Here is a 26,039-nt window from a genome sequence, read left to right as displayed (position 1 = left end):
ACAGTCGCATCCCGAACAGACATTAGTTACTACCGGCTCACCACCGGCATGTACACACTAAACGTCTCAGGTTCTGGTGGAACGCTAAACGGACATATCAAGGCGTATGATTGTGGACCTTGCGGAATATTGCTCCCCACGACCTGTACCGTCCATTCGCCGGCAGCAGCATCGGCAATCCGTACCTGTTCGATAGTGTCAACGTTGTTGACGCCCTGCGTAGCCGGGTTGGCCGGATTGTTCTTATCGAGCACCCAGGGCAGGTACGAGCCGGTATCCGGGCCGATCAGGAGCAAATTGAGGTTGTTGATGAGGGTCTGGCTGGCGGCAAGGGTAGCCGGAACGTCGTCCCAGGCCAGAGTGCATGTCAGTGGTCCGCCGGCATGGGTGATGGTGTATTCGTGTGTTTGCCCATTTGTAATAGTGTTGGTTGTGATATACCGCGACTCAGCCGGGCCGGTGGTTGCAGTGATGAGGTTGATAGCCGCCAGGGCATCCACGTGACCGTAACCGAACTGGTAGTCTGGGCCGGGATTGCCCAAATCTTCGGCGGTATGCACCAGGATTGCGCGCAGAGTTGCCGGGAGTGGATCACTGTTGTACGTCAGATTGTACGCTTCCAGCATCAAGCCGAGAATGCCTGATACTGCCGGGGTTGCCATCGAGGTGCCGCACCAGCCATTCGCGCCGTAAGTCGGACCGGGCAACGTTGACCAGATCGCTCCTTCGCCACCAGCTTCACACCCCGGAGCGACGACTGTCGGGTTGACCCGACCATCCTCGGTTGGGCCGAATGAACTGAAGTCGGTCATGGACTTGTCATCAGAGTTGGTGGCCCCAACGGCAATCACATTCTTGCCCATCGCACCGCCACTTCCGGTACGCCAGCCGTTCGGGCAGTAGCTTTGCTCGTTGCCATTGGCAAAAGCGACGGCGATCTGCTTTGTTATCTCAGTTGAATATGTACCGTGAACCAGAGCATCAAACATCGCTGCGAACTCATCATACACACCGAGTACGGTCAGGTCGCATATCCCACCCGTGTCCGGCCCCCAGGAATTTTGCGAAATATCGAGATCGTAGTCCTGAATAGCCTGCATCACCTCCAGGTCTACATCGTACACATCGTATGACAACACCGTTGCCTGATCGGCGTGGCCACGCAGATCACGACCTGACGGACTACCGGCGCCGCTACCGGCAGCAGTACCGGCAACATGGGTGGCGTGATAATCCGTACCGGCAACATCACCACATCCATTTGTGAATGAGTCGGGATCGCCAATCGTAAGCCGGCCACTGAAAGCGGGATGATTACTCTCAACCCACCCACAGTCCCAAACGCCGATCACAATACTACCCGGTGCCGAAGCCGGATTGCCGTGATAACCAAGTTGATGCACCAGATCGGTTTTGGTTGCACTACGCCCACCATCGTTTTTCGGTTCAAACGGACCCGGCCAGGCATCGATCCAGAAAACGCTATCCGTCCGACTCAAGGCTGTAAGTGCGGCAACATCGGGCAGCAACGCAAGCACATACCGCCGTTCCGGCAACAGCTTCGCCACACTCCCACCGAGACGTTGAACGAGATCGCGAAGCGCAGTCAGTTCAACATCGGCATACGTTGCGATCAGCACCGGCAATGGCCAGCGGTCGAGATAGCGATGCAGGCGTGGTGACAGTTTATCGGCGGGCTGGATGGCAGCGATAGCGCGAATGCTCGCCGGCAGGGTTGCAGCCTGAAGCCACGCAGTGGGGATGGATGCGTACCAGGCATAATCCGGCACGTAAGCCAGCAGCGTGACACCCTCTTGAGCCAGAGCATCACGTTCAGCATCGGTAGGAACGTGCGCAAACTGCACAAAGACGTGAACCCGTTCCGGCGCCTCGCGACCATCCGCCGCACTGACCAGACTGCGCTCACCGGCAGGAAAACCCGGCTGCGGGATAAAGGTGCGCGAACGTAACCGGATGAATGGCCCTGCCGGTGCCGAGAGGGAGATGGTCGGCAGCACAACGAGACCGGTCATGCCAAAGAGAGTAACCGTCAGAAGAAGGCGCAAAAATAATCGCATACGTTGCTCGCTGTGCTCTGGAAATATACGCATACATTATAAACAAAAACCTCACCAGATGGACATAGACTTACACTCTGACTCACACCGACTTGCCCGGCATCGTATGCGTTACCAGCGACGCCTTCTCTCCCAACGCTACGGATCATCTTCTTGCCGGATTGACAAGATACATTCGCGTCCATCTCTGCCGCGCCCAAATCAAGCCAGTACCTGCACCCACTGCCCTGCAAATCGGGAGAGGGCTTGTCCAGGGCGACTCTGTTGCTCTCGGATTGACCGATACACGCAAGCGTGGACGAAGCAAGATGCTCCGCAAAACACATTGCCGAACGGTAATGATCGCTGCGAGAACCATCCGGCACCGCCGGTTCCCGCCTCCAGCGGGGGCGGGGTAGGGTGGGGGCGGGTCGGTATGTCTTGCGAGCACATACCTCCCGCTCCCTCACCGGCAGCACTGGGAGCGCGCGCCTCCGGCGCGCTCATCACCTGCGCCATCCGGCACCGCCGGTTCCCGCCCCCAGCGGGGGCGGGTGAGGGTGGGGGCGGGTCGGTATGTCTTGCGAGCACGCCGCCGCCTCCCTCACCGGCAGCGCTGGGAGCGCGCGCCTCCGGCGCGCTCCCCACCTGCGCCATTCGGCGCCGCCGGTTCCTGCCCCCAGCGGGTGCAGGGCAGGGTAGGGGCGGGTCTGCATACCCTGCGAGCACGCCGCCGACTCACTCACCGGCAGCACTGGGAGCGTGCGCCTCCGGCGCGCTCCCCACCTGTGCCATTCGGCGCCGCCCGGCAGCACTGGGAGCGTGCGCCTCCGGCGCGCTCCCCACCTGCGCCATTCGGCGCCGCCGGTTCCTGCCCCCAGCGGGTGCAGGGCAGGGTAGGGGCGGGTCTGCATACCCTGCGAGCACGCCGCCGACTCACTCACCGGCAGCACTGGGAGCGTGCGCCTCCGGCGCGCTCCCCACCTGCGCCATTCGGCGCCGCCGGTTCCTGCCCCCAGCGGGTGCAGGGCAGGGTAGGGGCGGGTCTGCATACCCTGCGAGCACGCCGCCGACTCACTCACCGGCAGCACTGGGAGCGTGCGCCTCCGGCGCGCTCCCCACCTGCGCCATTCGGCGCCGCCGGTTCCTGCCCCCAGCGGGTGCAGGGCAGGGTAGGGGCGGGTCTGCATACCCTGCGAGTGCGCCCCTCCCGCACCCTCACCGACAGCACTGGGAGCGCGCGCCTCCGGCGCGCTCATCACCTGCGCCATTCGGCGCCGCCGGTTCCTGCCTCCAGCGGGTGCAGGGCAGGGTAGGGGCGGGTCGGTGTGTCCTACGAGCACGCCACCGACTCCCTCACCGGCAGCACTGTGAGCGCGCGCCGCCGGCGCGCTCATTACCTGCCAATCAAGATTTGATGTCATCCCTGCCCGGAAACGGTGCAACGGCGTTTCGCCATACCCGCTCCACGGACGAGGTCGGCTCGATCCCGCCAGTCCCACTCTGCCCAGGGACTGGCGTTGATGTGGTACTATGGACACCCAGGCTGTATGATATGGGTGACGAAAGTGAATAACATCATTCCCCAGAGGTTAGCCATGCAGCGCTTTGACCGACAGATCGATCTGCGCCGCCTGCCACGGGCAACTATCATTGGTGCTGTGATTGGTGTAGTTATCAATCTGATTATTTACGGTGCTGCCCGGGCCGCCGGGCTGGAGTTTCGGGCACCGGTGCCACCGACGAATGAGCTAATGCCGTTGCCGGTGATCGCGGTGATCACGGCGACGGTGGTGCCGGCGATTGGGGCCGCGCTGGTGCTGGCCCTGCTCAGTCGCTTCACCGCTCGACCGCTGCGGATATTTCTCATCTGTGCGGCAGTGGTGCTGGTGATTTCGTTTGCCGGCCCGTTTACGCTGCCGGTCAGTCTGCTTGAGCAGATGGTGTTGAATCTGATGCACGTGGTGGCTGCCGGCGCTATTGTCTGGGCTTTGGTGCGGTATACCTCATAAGTCCAGCCTGAGCTGGCGGCTGGAGACGGTTTTGGACGGGCGGCGCTGCGGGCGCCAGGTGCGCGAGCCGTGGCGTTGATGGACTGCCGCCGCTTCCTGGGCGGTTTCGGGTCGGGCACGCACGGCGGCAATCGCAGCGCGGGCGCGTCGGTAGGCAGCCTCGTGATCGACAATTGGCGCCGGGTAGTCGCGCCCGATCCGACAGCCGGCCCGCTCTTGTCCGTGACGGTCGAGCAACCAGGGGGTGTGGATGTAGGGCGTGGGGACGTGCGCCAGTTCGGGCACCCAGCGGCGGATAAAGATGCCTTCGGGGTCGTGATCGATGCCCTGTTTGACGGGGTTGTAGATGCGAATGGTGCGGTTGCCCGAAGTACCCGCCTGCATCTGCATCTGGCTGTAGTGAATGCCCGGTTCGTAGTCGATCCAGCGGCGGGCCAGAATCAGCGCCGGTTCGCGCCAGTGCTGCCACAGGTCGTAGGCCACAAAGCTGACCAGCATGGCCCGCATCCGAAAATTGAGCCAGCCGGTCGCGGTGAGCGCACGCATACAGGCGTCGACGAATGGGTAGCCGGTGCGGCCACTGGCCCAGGCCACGAGCAGATCAGGGCGGTGGTTTTCTTCGCGCATACCGTCGTAAGCCCGCACCAGATTGCGGACTTCGATCTCCGGCTCGTCTTCCAGCTTCTGAATGAAATGGCAGTGCCAGTGCAGCCGTGACTCAAAGGCATTCAGCGCCCGCACCCAGCCCCGGGTCGCCGGTGACGGATCAAACGCGAGTTCAGAAATCCGGTGGCGGGTCGCCTGGACGACGGTACGAATGGACAGTGCTCCCCAGGCCAGATAAGCACTCAGGCGGGAACAGCCTTCCCAGGCGGTTAGCGGACTGGCGAGGGCGCGATGGTATTGTTGACTGCGCCGGTGGATAAAGTCGGTGAGCGTCTGTAGGGCCGCAGTCTCTCCCGCCGGCTGATGCTCGCTGAGCGTGTCGGGCGGCAACGAGAGTTCGTCGGCAGTAGGAATGGTTCCCGGATCAATGGCGAGTGGCGGTAAGGCCGATGGAGGCTGGGCCTGCGCGGCTGCCATGCGCTCTTCCCAGCGGGCCTGCCACTCATCACGCGACGGCAACCGACGCACTACCCCGTTCTGCGGCAGCTCGTGAAACGGAATCCCACGTGCGCGGGCCCAACGCCGGACTGCCCGGTCGCGGGCATAACTGAGCAGATTACCGGTCTCCTCGTGCGCCCAGATCGCTTCAATCGGCCAGGTGCTGACCAGGTGATCAAGCACCTCAACCGCCTCGCCAACCCGCACCACCAGCGGCTGACCAAGGCGGGCCAGGTTTGCTCGCAGTTCAACCAGACACCCGCGAATGAATGTCCAGTGTCGGGCCGCGAAATCGGGTGCGTGGATGAGCGATGGTTCGACGATGTAGAGCGGGAGCACCGGGCCACGGGCAGCGGCGGCGCTTAGAGCCGGATGGTCGTGAAGGCGGAGATCACGCTTGAACCAGACGAGTTGTATATACATCTGCGCAGTTGAGTAAGCGACTGATTGGGCACTACCGTTACGCCAATAGCTTCATTATGTATGGTACCACGGTTTTGGGGGCGGACGGGGTTGGGTGCGGGAGTGGGGAGTGGGGAGTGGGGAGTGGGGAGTGGGCACGCTCCAGGGTGTTCTCCCGCCCCCAGCGGGTGCGGGCTGGAGTGGGGGGTGAGGTGAGGGGCCGGGATTGCGGTGAGCGAACGCCATACGGAGCACGCCCCTCCCCCCCTCACCGCACCTCAACCCGATCCACCACAATCCCCAGCTCACGCCCATCCGGCGCAGACCAGGACTCCACCCGCAACTCAATATCGCGCAGGGTAGTCGACTCCGCCGGCGCCGGTAGGCGCACCGTCAACCAGCGCCAGTTGGTGTCAAGCTGGAACGGATGACAGCGATTGTCGCTACAGAACTGCACAGTAACCGGCGCGTCGGGGCGTAATGCTGCCACGCGCAACCGTACCACCTGACCGGTGGCCGGGATGCGAATCCTCGCCACCGGCCCCGTCCAGCGACTGCGGGCACCGGCCAGGGTCTCGGCGGGATAGAAGCCGACAAGATAACCAAAATCAAGACCATCACCCACATCAATCACCGGTGTCGGCAATGGTCGCGTGTCGCGCCAGGCCAGATCGATCAGCGTCTGCTCACTCACGTACTGCGGGCGATACGCCTGACGGGCTTCGTCGAGATTGCCGGTTGCCCGCAACAGATCGCCAAGCCGGATGTACGTCGGTGGGTAGAGGATATTGAGGCGTTGGGCGGCGCGGTAGGCATTCAACGCACCTTCATTGTCGCCCTGGATACGTAGCACATCCCCCAGCACGAGATACCCGTCAGGCGTGGGTTGTGCGGCCAGTGCCTGCCGGTACGCAGCAGCGGCTTGCGGCAGGTTGCCGGTAACGCGGGCAAGGTCGCCGCTGAGCCGCCAGAAGCTGCGGACACCGCCCTGGATGGCGTATTCCCACTGGTAGGCGATCAGGATCGAAAGACCGACACCCCCGCTGATCAGCAACGCTGTGCGCAGGGCTGGCTGGTTGAGCCGATACCAGTGCGGGAGTGCCAGCCACGCCCGTGCCGCATAGGGGATGAGGGCGAAGAAGATGAAGTGGCGATAACGCCCTTCGCCGTGGGTCACCAGCGATACAGCGATGAAGTAGATCAGCCATAAGCCGACCAGCACTGCCGGCGCCCGTCGGTGCAGTGCCCCATACACCAGACCGGCTATCCCGCCCACGGCAATCAGGCCGTATAACAGATCGTCGAAGATAAGGGCAGATAGAAAGAGCAACGGCGGTGGATCGGCCCGGTAATCTTCCAGCAGAAAGCGATCCTGGATCGCCTTCACCCGCCAGATTGCCAGCCAGTTCGGCCAGAGTTTGCGCAGCATAATCGCCGGGTCTTCGCGCAGCCGCTCCAGCCCACGCGCCGTCGCGTATGCCGCTCGCTCGGCCGGATCGGGAATGTTTTCCAGCACGCGAAAGATGGTTGCCATATCTTCGCGTGGTTCGTTGAATGCCCAGAGATTGTACGACAGGCCGGTTTCGATCAGAATACAACTGCGATAGCTCAGACAGTTGCGGATTGTCCACGGTGCCACAACGATCACCGCACTGGTGGCGAAGATCAGCCCGGCAAGCACCGGCGTTGGTCGCCGTAGCAATTGTGACCAGTTGCCGGCAGCAACGACCGCAATCCAGCCGCTCACCAGCAGCGTAAAGTACAGCGGCATCGAGCGGGTCAAGAGCGCCAGCCCCCACAGGCCACCGGCAAGAAACAGACGCCAGTCGCGCCATTGGGCACCGCGTCGCCGCCATACCAGCAGTAGCCACCACGCCGCACAGAATAGCGTGGTGAAGAGGGTTTCGCTCATATAGAGCGAGGCAAAGGTTGCGTTGGTGAGCAGAATGGCGGCTCCGCCGGCGGCCAGGCGATGCACCCACGGCCCGGCGCCATCGGCTATCGCCTGCGAGAGCAGGTAGATCAGGTAGACGTTGAGTACGCTGAGGGCAATGTTGGGCAGCGCTGCCAGCCAGACATTACCACCACTGAGCCAGAGTGATCCGGCTAGCCAGAGCGGATAGAGCGGTGCCCGCAGCCAGTGGTAGCGTTCGTAGAAGCTCCATCCCCTCCCGGCCAACAGGTCACGCGCCACCGTGAGATACTCGACCTCGTCGTTTGCCGGCAGATGCAGCGGTTGCAGCCAGAGTGCCAATCGGATCAAGGCCGCTATGGTCAGGATTGCGATCAGCCACCACGCCTCGCGCTTCATCGTACCTCCACAAAGCCTAGTTGCACCCCTAGCCGGCGACCATCGGCGCTGGCCGGATCGTATTGCCGCGGCCAAAAGGTAGGTGTCGTGATCGAGATCACCAGCTCTTCTGCGCGGAGCGTTGCCGGTAATGGGATGGCGATGGTTTGCCGGTCGGCACCAATCGTGAAAGGCTGCGGCTGGCCGTCGGCAATCGTTACCCAGATGGTGACGGCGCTTCGATCAGGCCGGCCACTACGTACTGTCAGCCTGATCTGCTGAGCGTTGGCCGGTGTGCTCAGACGTAGCTGTGCCCATCCGGTCGTCCAGCGCCATTCCTGTTCGCCGGGATCGGTCTGGTGCATGCCGCGAATGAAACCGAGCGCCAGACTATCGCCGACGACGAGTGTCGTTGGCGGTGGCGTAACCGAGCGCTCCCAAAGCCAGGTGGCGAGGTCTTCACGCGACCCGGACGCAAAATCACTCAATTCACGCCGCGCAGCCTCCAGCTCCCCCCGCCGGCGCAACACGTCGCCGCGCAGCAGATGCGGGTAAGGGTGGGCGGGCAGGATCGTGATCGCTTCCTCCAGCCAGCGCAACGCCGCTTCCTCATCATCGCTCAGCAGAGCGGCTCTGGCCAGCGCGACCCGCGCCAGCACCGATTGATCGTCACCCGCCAGCGCCTGGTACGCAGCCGTGGTTGCCGTTGCCGGATCACCGGCGGCCAATGCCTGTTCGGCACGCCACAGCGCCAGATGTTTGCCGGCCAGTTGCCAGGCTAGCAGCGGGTACGGGGCGTGCCAGAGCGTGATCAGCATGGCCAGGAGCGGGATAAGCAGGGTTTGTGGTTGGCGGGGAATAGTTTTGTACAGCCCCGTCAACCACGCCGCACCAGCCATGCCGGTGTAGGCGAGCAAGACCGGGTAAAGGGGGAGACGATACCGCAGTTCGACATGAAAGATGAGCGTGGTGAAGAGGACATACGCGGCCCACGCGCCCAACAACCAGGCCGGACTCGTCAGGGCGCGCAAGAAGGTCGCCGGACGCTGCGGTGTTGTCTGCGCTGCCGTGTGCCAGCGCTGGAACAGACCAAAGCTACCGCCGATGAGGATGATCAGCCACACCCCATCTCCCAGGATCAGGCGGGCCGCGACTTCGCCTGGCGAGACCCAGATCGCCGGTCTGGCCCGCATATCATCGGCGTGTTCGAGGGCAAAGAAGAGGCGCAGCTCACGAGCCATCTTTGCCAGAAACCGGGCCGGGTCGGCCAGGATCACCGCAATACCGCGTTCGGTAGCCAATCGCTGCCGTAATAACCGGTCTTCACCCAGAGCGTAAAGCTGAGCTTTCACCGCTTCGCGACCGGCGGGGTCGTTGTCGAGCCATAGATTCTCGGCGCCGGTGGTATCGATCAGAATCACCCCGCCGTAGGTCAGGGTGTTGCGGATCGTCCATGGCCCCACTACAAGCGCACATCCCAGCCCAAAGATCACAGCCTGCTGTAACCGTTGCCGGTGTTGCCCGCGTACCCAGCCGTCTATCAGCCACCAGCCTATCGTCAGCGGGAGTAGGGGCAACGCCACCGAGCGGATCAGACACAGCGCTCCGCAGATCATCCCGGCAACCAGAGCGAGCCGCCGCGATAGCTGCGGTATCAGAATCAACCAGAACAACAGGCTTAGCCCGGCCAGAAAGAGGGTCTCGGTCAGTAATTCGGTCGCGTTAGCGGCCAGCGTATAGTTACACGCCGTCAGCAGCCCGGCCAGCAATCCGGCGCGGCTGGCAAAAGCGGGTGCGGCCTGCGGCGCACTGCGGCTGGCCAGCGTTCGGGTGAGCAGGGCTATCAGTGGTACCGTCAATGTACTGATAATCGCCTGCACCAGCCGCAGATTCTGCACCAGCGAGTCCACCAGCACAATCGCCGTCGCCAGAAAGATCGGGTAGAGCGGTGGCCGCATCAGCCGCAGCTCAACGTAACGTCGTTCCTGCAAGAGGGTAATTGCCTGGGCCAGATATTCGGTTTCGTCGCCTCCCAGCGGATAGAACTCGCGCCAGCGCCAGACCTGAAGCCGCAAGATCAGCGCCAGTATCGTCAGCGCGGCGACGGCGATCCACCAGTTACGTTGCGCGGTTCGTTGATCGGTATTCATAGTCATGGTACCGGTTAATCACAACCGGGTTTCTGCACAGTCTCATCTCACCTCTGCCCAATCCAGCTGAAACGCCAGAATCCGCACCTGACCGACCTGTGGCCCTTGCCTGCGCACCAGGTCGAGCGCGTCAGGAATGAAGCCGGGGCCGTGCAGGGTGATGATGTAATCGCTTCCCGGCGAACGGGCCGGCAATGCAAGACAGAACTCCTGTAACTGACGTTCAGGTTGAAACTTCCCCACCTCAGTACCATCGAGCCAGACCGTAATCGCTGGTGGTGTCAGATCGGCTGGCCAGTTAGCCGCTGCGCGGAGACAGAGCTGCCGATTGTTGCCCGTCGCGGCTGCCGGAAAGCGCAAAGCGGCCCTCTCCCCTGCCCAACGCACAGTCGCGCCGAGAACCGGATCAAACTCGCCGAGGTAAAATCCATCGATATAACCGAGATCGTTATCGTCGGCCAGATCGATCCGGTCACCGGGGAGGCGGGGCGGTTTGAGCCACTGCCATGCCCAGCCCGTCGGGTTCCAATCGTCAACCAGGGTTTGCCCAAGCGATTGGCGCGCCCCATTCAGATCACCCATCTGCCGCAGCAATTCGCCGCGGATCACGGCGGTCTGCCATGGGTAGAGCGGTTGCTGACGGGCCAGCAGTTCCAGTCCGACAGCCGGCTGCCCCTGCCGGGCAGCCAGTAACGGTTCGCCGACAGCGCGTGCGTAAGCCGGCAAATCTGGATCGGCGAGCGCCTGCGCCCACGCTGTCAGATCGTCGGCGGCCACGGCGGCGGCTAACCGTTCTACGGCAGCGTACTGCGCCCGACTCTGCCAGGCGATCTGCGCTGCGGCTATCGCCGACGGGTAGGGGCCAAAGTAGGATGCCCATTGTGATGGCGCACCGGCGGGTCGTGGTTCAAGATAGGCGTAGGGAGTGGCGGCAATCAGCCACACCAGCCCGGCCAGCGTTGCGTAGCCTGCCCCCCGCCGGTTCACCGGCCACGTGCGCCGGTGGAGGATGGCCGCCAGCGTAAACATCGCCAGAACAAACAGAAACGGTAGCAGCGGGATGCGGAAGCGGTTAATCGCGAAGAGTAACGGCGCCGCCGCCAGATTGTACAACAGCCACCAGCCAATCAGCCCGGCGAGCAGTGATTGCGGTCGGCGCAGGACAGCCCACCCCAACACGGCCAGCGGCAACACAATCACGTAAAGCGTATCGTCCAGCACAAGCAGGGCCAGCGTGTACCATGCCGGCAACCGCCCCAGGGCAAAGCCTTCCGCCAGTCGCTCATCACCGCTGTAGTTGATTTGAAAGAGATCGATCAACTCTGCAAATGTCTTCTCGCCAAACGCCCACGGTTTCGCCTGGATCAGACACCAGCCTTCGGCACTAAGCACGTGTTGTCGTTCAGCCTGCGTTATCGCGGTAACCGGCTTGGCCAGCGCAGCGGCCAGCCGTGGATCGTTCCGCTCTGCCAGACACGAACCGGCAGTGAGCTGCGCACGGATATCATCATCAAGGGTTGGGTCGAGCAGCGCCAGCACCAGATTGCGCGTCGGTGCATCGCTCCGGCCACCGTCGTAGGCGGTACGGGCACCCAGGGCCAGGTTGTAGGCGCTGGTTGTGTCAATGATTATCAGACCGCCATACGTCCGCGACGCATAAAACGCCCACGGCCCGATCAGACAGCCGGCAGCCAGTAACGGCAACAAGCCGCTGATCAATCGTTCACGCCAGTGACCCGGTGTGCGCCAACCGATCCAGCCGGCAATCAACGGCAGAAAGCCGAGTAGTAAGCCACGGGTGAGCGTCGCCAGACCGAGCAGCACACCACCGATCAGCAGATTGCGCCGCTGCCGGGGATTAGCCAGCAGGCAGAACGCCGCCAGCAGCAGGCTGATAAACAGCGTTTCGCTCAGCAGCAGTTGCGGATACATCGCCAGCGGTAGCGACAGTGCGCTCAGCAGAGCGGCACCGCCAGCCATGCGCGATGTCGCTCCCAACTGTCGGCTGAGCACATACACCAGGCCGACATTGACCAGACTGAGCAGGTTCTGCGTCACGAAGATAAACGCTTCGTTCCGCCCAAAGAGCGCGATATGGGCGGCCAGAAACAGCGGGTAGAGTGGCGCTCGCGTCCACAGATACGTGGTATGCCAGGCAAAACCTCGCCCGTTGGCCAGCCAATCGGCAGATGCCAGATATTCGGCTTCATCAGATATGAGACCGAGGCGCGGCAGGTTGCCCCAAAGTGCCAATCGCAAGCCGATACCGGCGCCCAATGCCAGCAGCAGCGGCCAGTGTTGTCGCAACCAACTATTCCTCACCGGCAATGACCTCAATCGTTGTTAACCAGAGCCGCCCTGCACTCAGTGCTCCCTCGCCACGCACCGGCAGACGGCCATCGGGTGTCGGATCGGTCGGTCGGTACCAGCCGATCAAGAGCTGATAGTGACCGGGTTCCAGGTCGGGCGGTAAATGCACCGTGCGATCATCGCGCGCCGGCTTCCCCGGCAGCCATGTACTGGTTGGCAGATAACCGGCCAGCGGTTGCCCATCATCGCTGGCAACCGGTGGCTGCTCACAATCGCGGCAGAGGTGAATGAAGAGGCTGTAGTCCTCACCGAGTGGCTGTGTCACATCCCAGAACAGACTGAGCGGGATGTTGCCACCGGCGCGATAGATGCCCGGCCCCGCCGGCGTGGTGGCCTTCAGCGTATAACCGAGAAACGTCAACTGCTCGCCAAACACGGCGTTACCCGGCGTAGCCGGCTGCACGATCTCGCCGGTAATGTACGCCTCCGGTGCCTCCTGACAGAAGAGATGAACCCCCTGGAAGCGCCAGATACCGCACGGCCACGTCCGCTGCTCGCGGCTGAAAGCCCAAAAATTACCGACCAGACCGTACTCATCACCCGGTCGCGGCGGATCGACAGTCCGCGCATGATCGGGAGCTATCAGGAGCCAGCTTCGCGTATAACCGGTTAATGCCGCCCGCCGTTCGACATCCCACTCACGCTGAGTATAGCTGGTCTCGCCCGTCCAGAAATTGGCAAAGCTGATCGGCTGCGGTGCCGGATCGCTGCTCAACCGGCTCGCATAGTAGTCGTAGAGCGGGCGCAGGTATCCTGGATGCACCACAACCGCATCATCGGGATGTACCCGGCGCATCAATTCGCCGATTGCTTCACGGTATTGCTCCTTGACCGGGTCGCCAGAAAACAGCCCGAAGCGTGGTTGGGTCAGGGCCAAAGCCGACGTGGTCAAGACACCGGTTAACATTAGCCATGCCAGCGCTCGTCGCCAGTTCGTGTGCCCAACGCCAATTGCGAGAGTGATCAACCAGATTGGAAAGACGATCATCAGATAACGTGCTTCGTAGAGCCGGGTGAAGAGAAGCTGTACCCCGAACAGCACCAGTGGCACACTCCCCATCACCCCGATGACCAGCCGACTCGATTGCGGCAGACGTGCGAATCCGATCAGGCCCAGACCAAACAGCAGGAGCCACGGCACAAGCCAAAACCATTCGAAATCACCCGGCCAGCGATCCAGGCTAAAGCGGGTGATGGTCAACCAGAGGGCGGTCAGCGGATCGGCGGCGATTGACGCTCCACTCGCTGCCCGATCACTACCGATGCCGGCAGCCATAGCGCCGATCATACCCAGACCGATCAGAAGCAGGCCACCGGCGATAGGAATCGTGTACCGGCGCGGACGGCTGAACAACCACACCAGACCGGCACTCAATGCCAGCAGTGCCGTCAGCCGATGGATGAACAAGGCCAGCACCGTTAACCCGATCAACCAGTACCACACCTGCGCACGCTGCTCGTGTACGGCGCGCAATGTCAGCCAGAGGATCGCAGTACTGACCAGCAGCACCAGCGCGTAGACCTTCGCTTCCTGCGCATACCAGATGGCAAAAGGCGAACACACGCCGATCAGCGCAGCCGCGATGGTCACCGCGTCGCGTTGCGGCGAGTCGCCAACCGCACGTCTCGCCGCCAGCGCCAGCAGCGGCACGCTCAACGCACCCGCTATCGCCGAAGGGAAGCGCAGTGCCCACTCACTCGCTCCGGCCAGACTCATCCATCCCTTCAAGATCACATGGTAGAGCGGGTAGGCTGCGTTAGGTCGGATCAAATCGATCAGCAGCACCGTCCACGGCTGCATTGCCATTGCCCAACTGTTGCCTTCATCCAGCCAGAGACTCTGATCGCCGAGCCGGTAGAGGCGCAGGGCCAGCGCAGCGATGCCGATCACAAGCCAGCCTATCAGCCATCGCCACGTCATGGCCTGACCTCACCGCGTAGTGCAGCCGCAAAGGCAGCTTCATAGCGTGCCGCTGTATTCTCCCACGTCAGCTCATGCAGAATGCGTTCGCGCGCTGCCGCCCCCAGGCGGGCTGCCAGTGCCCGATCTTCAATCAGGCGACCAATAGCGGCTGCCAGGGCGGCTGCGTCGCGTTCGGGAACAATCAGGCCATGCACGCCATCCTCGATCACATCGGGCACCCCGGCTACCCGTGCCGCCACAATCGGGCGCGCCGCCCCCATCGCTTCCAGCAAAACGTTGGGCAAGCCGTCAACACCCTCTCGCACAATCGGCAGCGCAAAAACATCGGCAGCGGCCATCGCCATCGCAGTACGCGCCCGGTCGAGCTGACCGGTAAACAGCACGGTGGTGGCAATACCCAGTCGGGCGGCCTGCGCTTCCAGGGCCGGACGCAGATCGCCGTAGCCGACGATAACCAGACGCGCTGTAGGGTGCATGCGCAACACCGCCGGCCACGCATCGAGCAGAACACTGAACCCCTTTTTACTCACCAGTCGCCCTAACCCTAACACCAGCGGGGCGTGGGCAGGAATATTCCATTCGGTACGAAACTGCTGCGCCGCTGCCGGATCAGGCCGAAACTGATCGGGATGCACACCGTAGGGAATGACGAAGGTACGGGTCGGGTTAGCGCCCAACCGTACTCCTCGCATGCTCAGATCGGCACTACAGGCAGTGACGGCGGCAGCGCGTTGAAAGACCAGCCCGGCTAGGGTACCCATGATGCGTTGTGTCTCGGCCAGATAGATGTCGCTGCCGTGCAGGCTGACCACCAGCGGCAGGCGAGCCATGAGCGCTGCGAGGGCAGCGGGCGGCCCGTTGGGTAAGACCCAATGCGCCTGCACCAGATCGAATGGTTTTCCCCTGGCCCGCGCCTGGTGTAATTCGCGCCTCAGAGCACTGAACGAAGCAGTAAGCGCAAACGGCGCCGCCAGCCACGCCCGTTCGCGCACCTGAGTATCGCTTTGCAATGATTGGGCATAGCCCCAGATATTGAGTGCCGGATGCGGTGCGTAACGGAAGAAACGCAGATGAATCCCACGTTCGTAGGTACCGCGCCGCAGATCGGGATGCCACGGTGCCACCAGTGTCACCTCGTGACCACGAGCCGCGATCCCGGCGGCAATCTCTTCGATGAACGGTGCCGTTGTTTCTCGCGGATATTTTGGTAGTGATGAAGCCAGCATTAAGATGCGCATACGGTACGATGTTCCATTATGAGTCGGGGATACGGTAGATAAATGCCCGAAAATCAGGTGTTGGGCTGGCGTACAGCAATTCAAAACCGTCGATGATCATCCCCGGCTGGTTATCGTGATCCATCAGCGGAGCCAGCAAACGCCCGACATCACCCTTCACCCGCATCTGGTTTTCCAGCACCAGATATTGCGCACCGTAGTGGCGGGCAATCTGCAATAACAGCTCACGGTCATCCGTATTAGGGATCATCACTGCCGGTCGTTCGGTATGCCAGTTGACCTGCCACGGTAAGCGGGTCATGATCACGGCATCGGGTGGCGTGTTCGCCTGTAACCACTCGTAAGCGGCCAGGTCTTGGTGCCAGATTTGTGGTTCGTTACGTACCTTGTCTTCTATATCGGCCTGCGAGCCGGCCACAATCGTGATAATCGCTGCCAGCGCCAGGATCAACCCTAACGGCGCCCAGCGCCGATCCCCAACCGCTGCCAGCCGGTCATAACCGGCCCAGATAACCCACGCCGCCAGCAGGGCCAGCCAGGGAATAAGCGCAACCCAGTAGCGTTCCTCATTGGTACGCCAGTACGTCAACATAAAGATGATGTATGGCGTATACGTAAATGCCAGCAAACCAGGCCAATTCCGTCGATAAGCAATAGCTGCCAGAAACCCGGTGAGCGCCAGCCACGCGCCGAGCGGGGTCAGAATATTCTTCTGCGCATCGTGACTGAAGAGAGCAGCAAGCACAGGTGGCGCACCCGGCCAGGCCGGCATCAGGTACGCCCGCAGCTCGCGCACCTGCGTCTCGAACTTGGTAAAGGTCGCATCAAAACCCCAGCGTAAAATCCAGCTCCGATCAGGCAATCCCGGCCCGCCCCATTCTGGCGCAAAGACGCGATAGATTTCTGACCAGGCATCCCCACTCACCCCGCGATAATCGAGCACCCAGGCATCGTAACTTTCGGTGCTGTAAACCGGTTTCCCGAACAGAATGAGATTACGCACCAGATAGGGCGAAAGGATCAGGAGGGCAATGGCCGACCAGACGACAATCGGCGTTAAACCGACGCGCAGCCGTTGCCAGCGCTGTTGCCAGTCTCCCGCCATACGCAGGTGGTTCGCCAGGATCGTCAGTTGCCAGAGACCCATACCCAGCGCGAACATGGCCCCACTCGGCTTCTGCAACATCATCAGCCCGGTGCTGACAGCCGAGATGAACAGCCAGCGCCACTGTCTCGCCGGATCGGTATGGCTCTGAAGCAACGCTGCTATCGCTGCCATACTAAAGACCACAAACGCCAGATCGTTCGTCACATAGATCGATAATCGGAAGAAAAGATAATTGGTCAGCACAAGCACAGCCGCCGTTACACCGACCCGCCGATCCCACCAGCGACTGCCAACTGCGTAGATAAGCACGATCAGGATAACATCGAAGATAAAATTGGGTATCTTTGCAGCCCACGCCGTTGGCCCAAACAGAGCAAAAAAGGGCGCGATCCAGACCGGCTGCAACAGCGGCCAGGTCTCCTGGGGGCGCGTTAGACTGTCGTATGGATAATAAAACTGGCTGATATAGTCAACGACCCAACCCCGTCCACGCACCAGATTACGGGCGACAATAGCGTTGTCGCTGTAATCAGCGTGGCCCACATAGGGTAGAGCAGCGATAACCGTCGCTTCAAAACCCAGCCAGATGACGGCGAATCCTCCCAAGACGAGCCACGCACCGCGTCGGCTTGCCAGCACATCAACCAATCTGTCACTCAAGCGCGGCAAACCGGCCCGCCCATAGGTCAGAAGTAACGCCAGCAAGGTCGTGCCCAACAGCGTTAACAGCAGCGAGTCGGGAAAAACCTGCCAGAAAAGGCGTATCCCGGCTGCCGTCATCCAGTTGATCACGTGCAGCAGTACATACCCAAAACAGACCAGGGCCACTGCCACCAGCCCATAACTCAGTGCCTGCCCCTGACCATAACGCTGCACCAGGAAGCGCAGGTAGAACAGAAGCGGCTGCCGATAGGCAATCAACAGCAGCACCAGCAAACCAACCATCGCGACGTTCAGGATCGCCGCCATCCAGATGCGAGCGACCGCCAGCCCAATCGCAGCCGCACCAATGCCGATTGCCGTGATGACGTACACCTGACTCTGACTCAAACGCAATCGTGTCAGCAAGAGCGCCAGCAGCAGCGCATTCCACCCCATCAGAGTCACTGCCGGCCATGCCGGCGGTAACCACAGCGCCGTTTCGCCGGCGGGTGAGATACGGACTTCGGCCAGACGCACCCCTTTTGGTCGCGGATCGCGTTCATCGAACAGCGTTGCCGAAGATTGCAGCACGAGGGTAAGATCGCCGTGCTGATGGGCAATTCCCGGCACCGCAAATGAGTAGGCTTCCCAGGTTGGTTTTGGCACAAAACTGCCAACGACTGCCCCATCAATCAACACCATCACCGATGGTTGTGTCCCAACCGTGGCCGGCCACCCTTGCGCCACCAGCGTCAACTGCAACGGCGACCCGGCACCGACGTTGGGCAACACAATCACAGCGCGCTCACGTGTCCAGCGCGAACGCCCGGTTGGTGAATCGGGAGTCAATTCATCCGCAAACAAATCCCCGCGCTCAACCGGTATCCGTCCCAAACCCGGACTCACCCCTACAAAGAGGCGATCTCCCGGCCAGCCAATCGCAACCCGACCCTGCGGTGGGGCCTGGTACGCCATCGCGCCGGCCAGCAATGCCAGGGCCAGTATGAACAACAGCACTCGTACCGTTGCCCGCAACGATGGCACGGTGTCGGCTGCAAACAATTCACTACTGATCGAACGATCACTAACGGTCATCGTGCTCCTTCGCCACTCGCTCCAATGCCGACGGCCATTATACCGCTATTTATTGCCGACCGTAGTCTGCCGCATACTGCCTGGTACGTGATAAGCCTCTGAAGAATGCATGATACCCTCATCGCAACCTGTATCAGATAGTGATGAGAGCTGCTACCCCATCAGGTGACAGCACCCTGCACCCACTACCTGCTCGCACTGCGCTCCCCCTGGGAGCGCGCGCCGGAGGATCGCCCCCCTACCAACTTACCCCCGCTGGGAGCTATGCATTACCCATAACTGGTGTCAACCACGTGCGTATCAGCGAGTATGATCGCCATGGGTGCTATTGTGGGCGACTGGCCCGGCGGCAGTGCGCCGCTCCAGCCGTGCCAGCACGTGCTGGATGGATTGTCGTATCCGCTCGTTATGCACGTGTCGCGACGTATGGAGTGCGGCAGCCATGCTGCCGCGCCAGCCGCGCTCACGAACCGGTGCGGATTGCAGCGGACTCCCGTGCCGGTACGCGCCCCTGATGATGGGGATGGTTGAACGCAGTCCGGCAGTCTGCCCCACAGCGTGCTGGTGCCGGTGGTACGTAGGGGCGGGTTCTCAACCCGCCCCTACGGACGGTGCCTGTGCCAGTCACCTTACCATCCACAGGAGGCGGTGAATGAGGGACATCACCCGATCACGCCGGTCGTGATCACAGACCCGGCGCACGGCATTTCCGCTGCACCCGCCGGGGGGATACAGGTTTCCGGCGGCGTTACCCGTGTCGCGTCGTATGGAGTGCGGCAGCCATGCTGCCGCGCCAGCCACGCTCACGAACCAGTGCGGATTGCAGCGGTTTCCCTGCACGTTACGGGGGCTGGCTTGCCCTTCTGCTGTCCCGCCTCTCCCGCAGCGCGGGAAAGGGGTTAGGGTGGGGACGAGAACGCTCTCAGCGAGGGCAGGCCGGGTTGAGGGTGGGGCGCACATCCCATCAGGCCACAGCACCCTGCACCGCTGCCGGCCCGCACTGCGCCCCCCCCCTAGGAGCGCGCGCCTCCGGCTCGCCCCCCTCCCAACATCCCCCGCTGGGGAAAGGAGCTGAGAACGTACACCCGCCTCCAGCGGGCTATTCACTACCCACAACTGGTGTCAACCACGTGCGTATCAGCGAGTATGATCGCCATGGGTGCTATTGTGGGCGACTGGCCCGGCGGCAGTGCGCCGCTCCAGCCGTGCCAGCACGTGCTGGATGGATTGTCGTATCCGCTCGTTATGCACGTGTCGCGACGTGTGGAGTGCGGCAGCCATGCTGCCGCGCCAGCCGTGCTCACGATCCGACGCGGATTGCAGCGGACTCCCGTGCCGGTACGCGCCCCTGATGATGGGAATGGTTGAACGCAGGCCGGCAGTCTGCCCCACAGCGTGCTGGTGCCGGTGGTACGTAGGGGCGGGTTTCGTAGGGGCGGGTTCTCAACCCGCCCCTACGGACGGTGCCTGTGCCAGTCACCTTACCATCCACGGGATGCGGTGAATGAGGGACATCACCCGATCACGCCGGTCGTGATCACAGACCCGGCGAACGGCATTTCCGCTGCACCCGCCGGGGGGATACAGGTTTCCGGCGGCGTTACCCGTGTCACGACGTATGGAGTGCGGCAGCCATGCTGCCGCGCCAGCCACGCTCACGAACCAGTGCGGATTGCAGCGGTTTCCCTGCACGTTACGGGGGCTGGCTTGCCCTTCTGCTGTCCCGCCTCTCCCGCAGCGCGGGAAAGGAGCCGGGGTGCGAGCGGGGCGCACGTCCACGCACCGCAATGCGTGGATCGCATGGTAGTATCAGTTGCATTGCAACGGGATGCCTGTTATCATCAAGCGCTATGATCTGGACAATTTCTGATCTCCATCTTTCATTTGCTCGTCCCAAGCCGATGGACATCTTTGGCCCCGGCTGGAAAGATCATCCCGAACGGATTGCGCAGGCGTGGCGGGAGCGGGTCGCTGCAACCGATTGGGTTTTGATCGCTGGTGATATTTCCTGGGCAATGAAATTGCCCGACGCCCTGCTTGACCTTCAGTGGATCGATGCCCTACCCGGCACGAAAGTGTTAATCCGGGGCAACCACGATTACTGGTGTCCACGCCGGGTGAATTCGATCCGACGCCATCTGCCACCCAGCCTGCGCCTGATCGGGGCTGATGCTCTTGACATTGGCGAGGCCGTGGTGTGTGGAACGCGCGGCTGGATTACTCCGGAAACCCCAGGGTTTACTGAAACCGATCTCCCGATCTATCAACGTGAACTCGGTTTACTGGAACGGGCACTGGCTGCCGGCCAGGCATTGGCTGTGAACAAACCGTTGATTGTGATGATCCACTTCCCCCCATTCGTCAATCGTCAACCAACCGAGTTTTCCCGTCGAATCGCTGCCTCCGGTGCGGCTGCGTGCATCTACGGCCACCTGCATCGGCGTTACGATTGGGACAACGCTGTGCAGGGGCGCGTCGATGGGGTCTACTATCAGCTCACCGCCTGTGATTACCTTGGGTTTGGGCCGGTGGCTGTGCGAGGATTGAACGGGTGGAGCGGCGGCTAACCCCTTCGCTACGCCAGTGTCTCTCTGGCAAGTTCTGACCCCTCCCCGTGTCCGCAGCGCAGTAGAGGGGCCAGGGGTTGAGGGTGTCTCACTAACCACATCTATGACAACAAGAGCGAGTAACGCATCGCGCTACTCGCTCCTCAATCAACCATGCACCTTCGTCCTACCGCCGAAAGACATCGCGAACTTCGCTAAGGAACCGTTCCATAATGACCCGCATCTCGCCGATGGCCGTATGCAGATTGTTCGTCGTTGGGTCGGCGTCTTCATTCGGCATCAGCAACCACAACAAGATATAGAACAGCACACCCATGCCGTTCACCAGGCCCAATACCACAAAAACCAGCCTGATGATAACCGGATCAACCCCGATATATTGGGCCAGCCCACTGGCAACACCGGCAAGCATGCGATCATTGCGCAACCGTTGCAACCGTTGTGTTTGTGGCGTATTCATCGCTACCCTCCTCCCACTATTCGTACTGTCTGTTTGACGCTGTCGCCGTGTTATTAGTTGCACTCAGGAATGGCAATGCGGCAACCAAAACTGGTTGCCGCATGTGCGTGAGGTTCCGGTTGCTCTCATCAGGGTAACGAGGCGGGTAAGCCTGCTACCCCTCCTGTCCTAATTCCCACACGGGTCTACATTTCGCCAGTTGAGCACAGTGTCATTGACCGTCTGCACGCCACTCGTACCGTAGGTCAGCGTCAATTGCCGGTTGGCCAGCTCTTCACAAGTCGCACCCTTCTCAACGTAGTCCCACGATCCGAGGGTGTACTTGTATTCGAGTTGCGTGCCCTCGCGTCCGGTGAAGGTGATTGTCCACTGTGTTGCCGAGACCTGCGTCATCACCACACCACCCGGATTCCACTGCGGTAAACCACCGTCGAGCCGGTCAAGGAAGCCGGCAATGTAGACGCTGCGCCCAATCGCGTCTTCAACCGGGGTCGGTACCGTCACATTCATCACCAGCGTAACCGTGCGGAGTTCGGCGGTAGCCGTTACCGGTGCGCTGAAGGCTGAACGGTTGAAGGAGATGTCTAAAGAACGCACGTCATAGGTGTACGTTGCCCCCTGCATGACACCGGTGTCGGTGAAGGTGGTTGCAGTTGTACGGGCAAAGATGAGTTCATTGCCGTTGCCATCGATACGGCGTACTTCGTAGGCATAGGCATCACCGACGGCATTCCAGCTCAAGACGATTCCTGCCGGGGACGCGCTGATCACTTGCAGGCCGGTTGGGACTGCCGGCGGTGTTGTGTCACCACTGGAAAGAACGGTGAGTACGCCTGGTTGTGGCGGTAAGCCACTGAACGGCCCACTGCTGTCGGCGTAGAGCCAGTCGCGTCCGTTGGTGGTGCTGTAGCGGAAGACGTAATCGAAGGTGCCAACCGTTTCGGGCTGGAGTTGCGCCTTGAATTCGTCGTTGTTGCCGGCATCAACGTTGAAGGTAGCCTCCACCCACACCCAGTTGCTCCCACGGGGATCACTGCCCTGCGGGCCGTATCCCACCTGAGCACGCAGGCCAGGTGTCGCGCCGGGCTGACTGGTTACACCGTCGATCCAGACCTGCCCGTAAATATCCGGGGTGGTGTTGATGGCCGACACGGTGTGTGAGATCGCCGGTGGCCATTGCAAATTGGCCCACCCAATCCGGTAGTGCGGCAGAGCGCTCACTTCCGCCGAAGCTGGCCCTTCGTTCCCGACGGCGTCAAGCGCACGGACAACGAAGTAGTAGGTTCGCCCGTTCTCTACCGTGGTGTCGGTAAAGCTCAGACCGCTTACCGGCGCAGTATTGACCTTGACCCAACCACCGCCACTAACCGGGCTGCGGTAGATGTTGTACGCCTGTGCTCCACCACTGGGCCGCTGCCAGCTCAGGCTTACCGACCGATCACCCTCTTCGGTGACCTGGAGGTTGGTGGGGGCCGCCGGTGGCGTGAGATCGGCTCCCGGCTCGCTGATCAGCACCGTACCGCTCAGCGGGTTCAGCGTGATCTGGATGCTCCCGTTCACGACCTGTACCGTCTCGTCGAGCTGATTGCCAACGGTAAACAGCGCGCAGAGTTCTACCCCATTGGGCAGAAAGCCCTGTACGGGTACCGTGATCGTCTGCGTTGTTGAGCTGCGATTGATCAGCACCAACGCGGCTTTATTGCGATACTTTCGACCATAGGCCACAACGCCTGCGGCATCGTCGGCCAGCAGCGGTGTGAAATCACCCTTCGCCAGCACCGGATAACGGTTGCGCAGCTCGGTCAGGCTGCGGTAATGGTTCAGAAGGTTGGTGTCGGGTGTACCACCCTGATCAGGCCAGGGATAGGTGCGGCGGTCATCTGGATCATCATCGCCGGTGACTCCTACTTCATCGCCGTAATACACGGTCGGTGCACCGGGTACGGTGAATTGGATCAGAGAGGCCAGTTGGACACGCCGCTTACCTTCTGCCAGATTAGCGGCATTGAATTCCTTATCGGCGCGTGTCTCCTGTCCAGGCGTAAGCGTCCACAGAATCCGCTCCGTATCGTGGCTGCCGAGCAGATTCATGAGCGTGTAGTAGGCTGCATCCGGGTAGTCTTCACGGATCGAGGCCAGTCGACTCAAGAATTCTGATGGACTGATGACCCGGCCACTGTCACCAAACCCTTTGCTGTCAAACGTTCCCCCAGGCAGGAGCAAGCCGATCACCGCATCACGCAGACGGTAGTTCATCGTTGTATCGGCAGTCTGCCCACGGAGGTGGCGCAGCAATGTTGAGTCCTTCTGCCACAACTCACCAATAATCAGACCGTCTCGTTTGGTCTGGCGCACGACGGTGCGGAATGTCTCCCAATAGCCTGCCGGGAAGCTGGCATCTCCCATCACATCCAGGCGCCAACCGGCGGCACCGCGTCGTAGCCAGAAGCGTGTCACACTGTTGGCTCCGGTTAAGAAGTAGCTCTGCACATCCGGGTTTGATTTGTTGATTTCGGGGATGGAGTCGAAGCCAAACCAGCCGACATAATCGTCGCTCGTACACGGAACATTATTCGTGCGGAAGTTGAACCAGGTGCGATATGGCGAGGCCAGTGACTCGCAGGCACCCAGGGTCGTGTAATGGCTATAGCGGTCGAAGAAGGGGCTATCCGACGACATGTGATTGAAGACGCTATCGAGGATCACTCGCATCCCACGCCGCCGCGCCTCCTGAACCAGGTGCGCAAAGGTGCCGTTATTGCCAAGATAGGGATCGATGCGATAGTAATCACGGGTATCGTAGCGATGGTTCGATCCGGCGGCAAAGATGGGATTGAAGTAGATGGTCGTGATGCCCAATTGCTGGAGGTAGTCAAGTTGCTCGATCACGCCGGCCAAATCACCGCCGTAGTAATCACGTCCCCGTGGCCCTTCGATAGTTGGACTCCAGGCCGGTGGGGTCGTGTCAAACCGCCACGGACAATTGGTGGTTGCGTCGGCATAGTGACGGCAATAGCCTTCAGGTAATTCACCCCAACCCAACGTAATCACCGGATCATCGTACCGGATGTCACCGTCTTGCGGATCGTTATGCGGATCGCCATTGCGAAAACGATCAGGGAAAATCTGGTAGATGACTGCCGTTCGTGCCCAGTTTGGCGAGGTGAATGCCGGATCGTAGAACATCAAGGCATAACTGAAGTCAACGACATCATCCGTCATACGTCCGCTGCCGCCATCGAGCGCTGCGGTGTTATCGGCGTAATAGTCGGTATCACTGCCATCGGTGACAATAAAGCGGTACCAGAGGTTGTTCGGTTGCGCCTCATTCAGCGTAGCCGCCCAGAAATCGCACCGACGTGGCCCATAATCGCCGTAACAGTCGGTATTGGCAGCGACGACACTCATCGGAATGAACCGCTGTGCCCCGGCATTGACATCGTACACCCGCAGGGTTACCGCCGTGACATCATTGTGGAAGGTGCGGAGCCGAATTGTCACCGGTGTACCGGCAGGTACAGCACCTCCCGGCGTGCGATAAAGAGGATCGCGCGAGTTGTGGTAAACGCCGTCCCACTCCACATTGTTGTCAGGCTGCGGGAGTGCACTACGTACTTCCACACCAACATACGTAGTTGCCGTATTGAAGCTAAAAATGACGGTTGCCGGGCCGGTAACTGTAAAGGGAACATTGTTCCCAAATGCGCCATAATTTGGGTTTGCCCAGCTCTCATTTGTGGCAATCTTGAACTCATAATTGCCGGGTGGAATGGCGTCAGTGGCAAATGTAAAGACACCATCACCATCAACATCACTCATGAACGTGCGCAGACAATCTGGTTGCCAGTCACCACTGCACCCGATCTCGTCGTTGAAGTTACCCGGTACGGTGTAGATAGTGTTACGCACGCTGTCGGCGATATAATGGGTTTTGTGATCGTAGTAGAACCGTACACTCTGTGCACTGCCGAGCGTCACCGGGATGTTGGGGCCATTCTGCTGAAAATTAGCCCCATAGTTTTCAGCCCAGCTCCCCATTGCGATCTTGTATTCGTAGCTCCCTGCTGGAATCGTCTGCGAGACGAACAGATAGACACCGTTACCCTGAGCGCTGAAGGCCGCTGCGGCACATCCCGGATCCCAATCGCCACAGGCGCCGCCGGTCGCTTCCGACTGTAAATCACCTGCCAGGTTAACTGACGCTGGTAATGGCGTGTGATCGGCGAACGCAACCGAGGAGAGTGGTGCAATCGTTGCACCAAAGAGCACCCCAATCGCAAGGATGAGGTGCATCAGGCGGAGAAACATGCGCGGTCTTACACAAAGCTCCTTTGCACGAATAGTGCTCTCTCAACACAGCGGCATCCGGTCGGGGATGCCGTGAAGCGGCGTCATTGCACTGGCCGCACGTTGGGCGCTACGGAGCTGGGAAGGGCGCGGCGATTTTTGTTTTACTCAAAATAGTTTTGTATGAAATAGATGCTTGTGCAATTTATTATATGAGACTACCGGCACGTTTGTCAAGAGGATGTTTCAGGTATGTAGATGCAACATGCACTTGCCGGCGAGGTTCCAGGCCGATGAGGTAGGGAACGGGGATGCGGTGCGTTACCAACGAAT

The 26,039-nt window shown here is 61.0% G+C and carries 14 protein-coding genes; 2 read left to right on the top strand and 12 right to left on the bottom strand.

The features are described 5' to 3' along the window. Positions 1–29 precede the first annotated feature (29 nt). Positions 30–2,078 carry a S8 family serine peptidase gene (locus CAUR_RS03725; protein WP_012256611.1) on the bottom strand — a complete coding sequence of 683 codons (2,049 nt, stop codon included), beginning with the start codon at positions 2,076–2,078 and terminating at the stop codon, positions 30–32. 1,577 nt (positions 2,079–3,655) lie between these two features. Here CAUR_RS03725 and CAUR_RS03720 point away from each other — a divergent pair. After that, a complete protein-coding gene (locus CAUR_RS03720; protein WP_012660506.1) occupies positions 3,656–4,069 on the top strand; it encodes a DUF6069 family protein in 414 nt (137 codons plus the stop codon). Here the strand turns inward: CAUR_RS03720 and CAUR_RS03715 are convergent. The 9 genes from CAUR_RS03715 to CAUR_RS03675 form a co-directional block, all read right to left on the bottom strand. After that, the gene (locus CAUR_RS03715; RefSeq protein ID WP_012256609.1) at positions 4,064–5,596 is read right to left on the bottom strand and encodes an FAD-binding domain-containing protein; all 1,533 of its coding nucleotides are present in this window, start codon (positions 5,594–5,596) and stop codon (positions 4,064–4,066) included. The two genes, CAUR_RS03720 and CAUR_RS03715, sit on opposite strands and share 6 nt — an antisense overlap. A 247-nt stretch (positions 5,597–5,843) precedes the next feature. Continuing rightward, positions 5,844–7,886, bottom strand: coding sequence for a tetratricopeptide repeat protein (locus CAUR_RS03710; RefSeq protein ID WP_012256608.1), 2,043 nt, complete (start codon positions 7,884–7,886; stop codon positions 5,844–5,846). After that, positions 7,883–10,015 carry a hypothetical protein gene (locus CAUR_RS03705; protein ID WP_242605051.1) on the bottom strand — a complete coding sequence of 711 codons (2,133 nt, stop codon included), beginning with the start codon at positions 10,013–10,015 and terminating at the stop codon, positions 7,883–7,885. The genes CAUR_RS03710 and CAUR_RS03705 overlap by 4 nt, the downstream gene beginning before the upstream one ends. Positions 10,016–10,057: 42 nt before the next feature. Then, a complete protein-coding gene (locus CAUR_RS03700) occupies positions 10,058–12,322 on the bottom strand; it encodes a glycosyltransferase family 39 protein (protein WP_242605050.1) in 2,265 nt (754 codons plus the stop codon). A 4-nt stretch (positions 12,323–12,326) separates the two neighbouring features. After that, entirely contained in the window at positions 12,327–14,306 is a 1,980-nt protein-coding gene (locus CAUR_RS03695; protein WP_012256605.1) for a glycosyltransferase family 39 protein, read from the bottom strand. Further along, on the bottom strand, positions 14,303–15,547 hold the full coding sequence (locus CAUR_RS03690) for a glycosyltransferase (RefSeq protein ID WP_012256604.1): 1,245 nt from the start codon (positions 15,545–15,547) through the stop codon (positions 14,303–14,305). The genes CAUR_RS03695 and CAUR_RS03690 overlap by 4 nt, the downstream gene beginning before the upstream one ends. Positions 15,548–15,563: 16 nt before the next feature. Beyond that, positions 15,564–18,392 (bottom strand): glycosyltransferase family 39 protein, encoded by a 2,829-nt coding sequence (locus CAUR_RS03685; protein ID WP_012256603.1) that lies wholly within the window; start codon positions 18,390–18,392, stop codon positions 15,564–15,566. Positions 18,393–18,692: 300 nt separating this feature from the next. Then, a complete protein-coding gene (locus CAUR_RS03680; protein ID WP_157866376.1) occupies positions 18,693–18,836 on the bottom strand; it encodes a hypothetical protein in 144 nt (47 codons plus the stop codon). 693 nt (positions 18,837–19,529) lie between these two features. After that, the gene (locus CAUR_RS03675) at positions 19,530–19,673 is read right to left on the bottom strand and encodes a hypothetical protein (protein ID WP_157866376.1); all 144 of its coding nucleotides are present in this window, start codon (positions 19,671–19,673) and stop codon (positions 19,530–19,532) included. Between the two features lie 569 nt (positions 19,674–20,242). On the opposite strand from CAUR_RS03675, the gene CAUR_RS03670 reads away from it, so the two are divergent. Continuing rightward, a complete protein-coding gene (locus CAUR_RS03670; protein ID WP_012660503.1) occupies positions 20,243–20,959 on the top strand; it encodes a metallophosphoesterase in 717 nt (238 codons plus the stop codon). Between the two features lie 166 nt (positions 20,960–21,125). Here CAUR_RS03670 and CAUR_RS21715 read toward each other — a convergent pair whose 3' ends face one another. Both CAUR_RS21715 and CAUR_RS03660 read right to left on the bottom strand, forming a co-directional pair. Continuing rightward, complete coding sequence (locus CAUR_RS21715; protein ID WP_012256601.1) at positions 21,126–21,419, bottom strand: PspC domain-containing protein; 294 nt, start codon at positions 21,417–21,419, stop codon at positions 21,126–21,128. Between the two features lie 168 nt (positions 21,420–21,587). Next, entirely contained in the window at positions 21,588–25,712 is a 4,125-nt protein-coding gene (locus tag CAUR_RS03660; protein ID WP_242605049.1) for an alpha-amylase family glycosyl hydrolase, read from the bottom strand. Positions 25,713–26,039: the final 327 nt, after the last annotated feature.

The sequence above is a fragment of the Chloroflexus aurantiacus J-10-fl genome (assembly GCF_000018865.1).
Lineage (GTDB): Bacteria > Chloroflexota > Chloroflexia > Chloroflexales > Chloroflexaceae > Chloroflexus > Chloroflexus aurantiacus.
The sequence above is the reverse complement of the archived record's forward strand: the minus strand, read 5'-3'. Positions and strand labels throughout refer to the sequence as shown.

What these genes read in the sequence shown, in the direction of transcription:
- CAUR_RS03725 (WP_012256611.1), bottom strand. Translation starts at nt 2,078, where the DNA reads ATGCGATTATTTTTGCGCCTTCTTCTGACGGTTACTCTCTTTGGCATG.
- CAUR_RS03720 (WP_012660506.1), top strand. Translation starts at nt 3,656, where the DNA reads ATGCAGCGCTTTGACCGACAGATCGATCTGCGCCGCCTGCCACGGGCA.
- CAUR_RS03715 (WP_012256609.1), bottom strand. Translation starts at nt 5,596, where the DNA reads ATGTATATACAACTCGTCTGGTTCAAGCGTGATCTCCGCCTTCACGAC.
- CAUR_RS03710 (WP_012256608.1), bottom strand. Translation starts at nt 7,886, where the DNA reads ATGAAGCGCGAGGCGTGGTGGCTGATCGCAATCCTGACCATAGCGGCC.
- CAUR_RS03705 (WP_242605051.1), bottom strand. Translation starts at nt 10,015, where the DNA reads ATGAATACCGATCAACGAACCGCGCAACGTAACTGGTGGATCGCCGTC.
- CAUR_RS03695 (WP_012256605.1), bottom strand. Translation starts at nt 14,306, where the DNA reads ATGACGTGGCGATGGCTGATAGGCTGGCTTGTGATCGGCATCGCTGCG.
- CAUR_RS03690 (WP_012256604.1), bottom strand. Translation starts at nt 15,547, where the DNA reads ATGCGCATCTTAATGCTGGCTTCATCACTACCAAAATATCCGCGAGAA.
- CAUR_RS03685 (WP_012256603.1), bottom strand. Translation starts at nt 18,392, where the DNA reads ATGACCGTTAGTGATCGTTCGATCAGTAGTGAATTGTTTGCAGCCGAC.
- CAUR_RS03680 (WP_157866376.1), bottom strand. Translation starts at nt 18,836, where the DNA reads ATGGCTGCCGCACTCCATACGTCGCGACACGTGCATAACGAGCGGATA.
- CAUR_RS03675 (WP_157866376.1), bottom strand. Translation starts at nt 19,673, where the DNA reads ATGGCTGCCGCACTCCACACGTCGCGACACGTGCATAACGAGCGGATA.
- CAUR_RS03670 (WP_012660503.1), top strand. Translation starts at nt 20,243, where the DNA reads ATGATCTGGACAATTTCTGATCTCCATCTTTCATTTGCTCGTCCCAAG.
- CAUR_RS21715 (WP_012256601.1), bottom strand. Translation starts at nt 21,419, where the DNA reads ATGAATACGCCACAAACACAACGGTTGCAACGGTTGCGCAATGATCGC.
- CAUR_RS03660 (WP_242605049.1), bottom strand. Translation starts at nt 25,712, where the DNA reads ATGCACCTCATCCTTGCGATTGGGGTGCTCTTTGGTGCAACGATTGCA.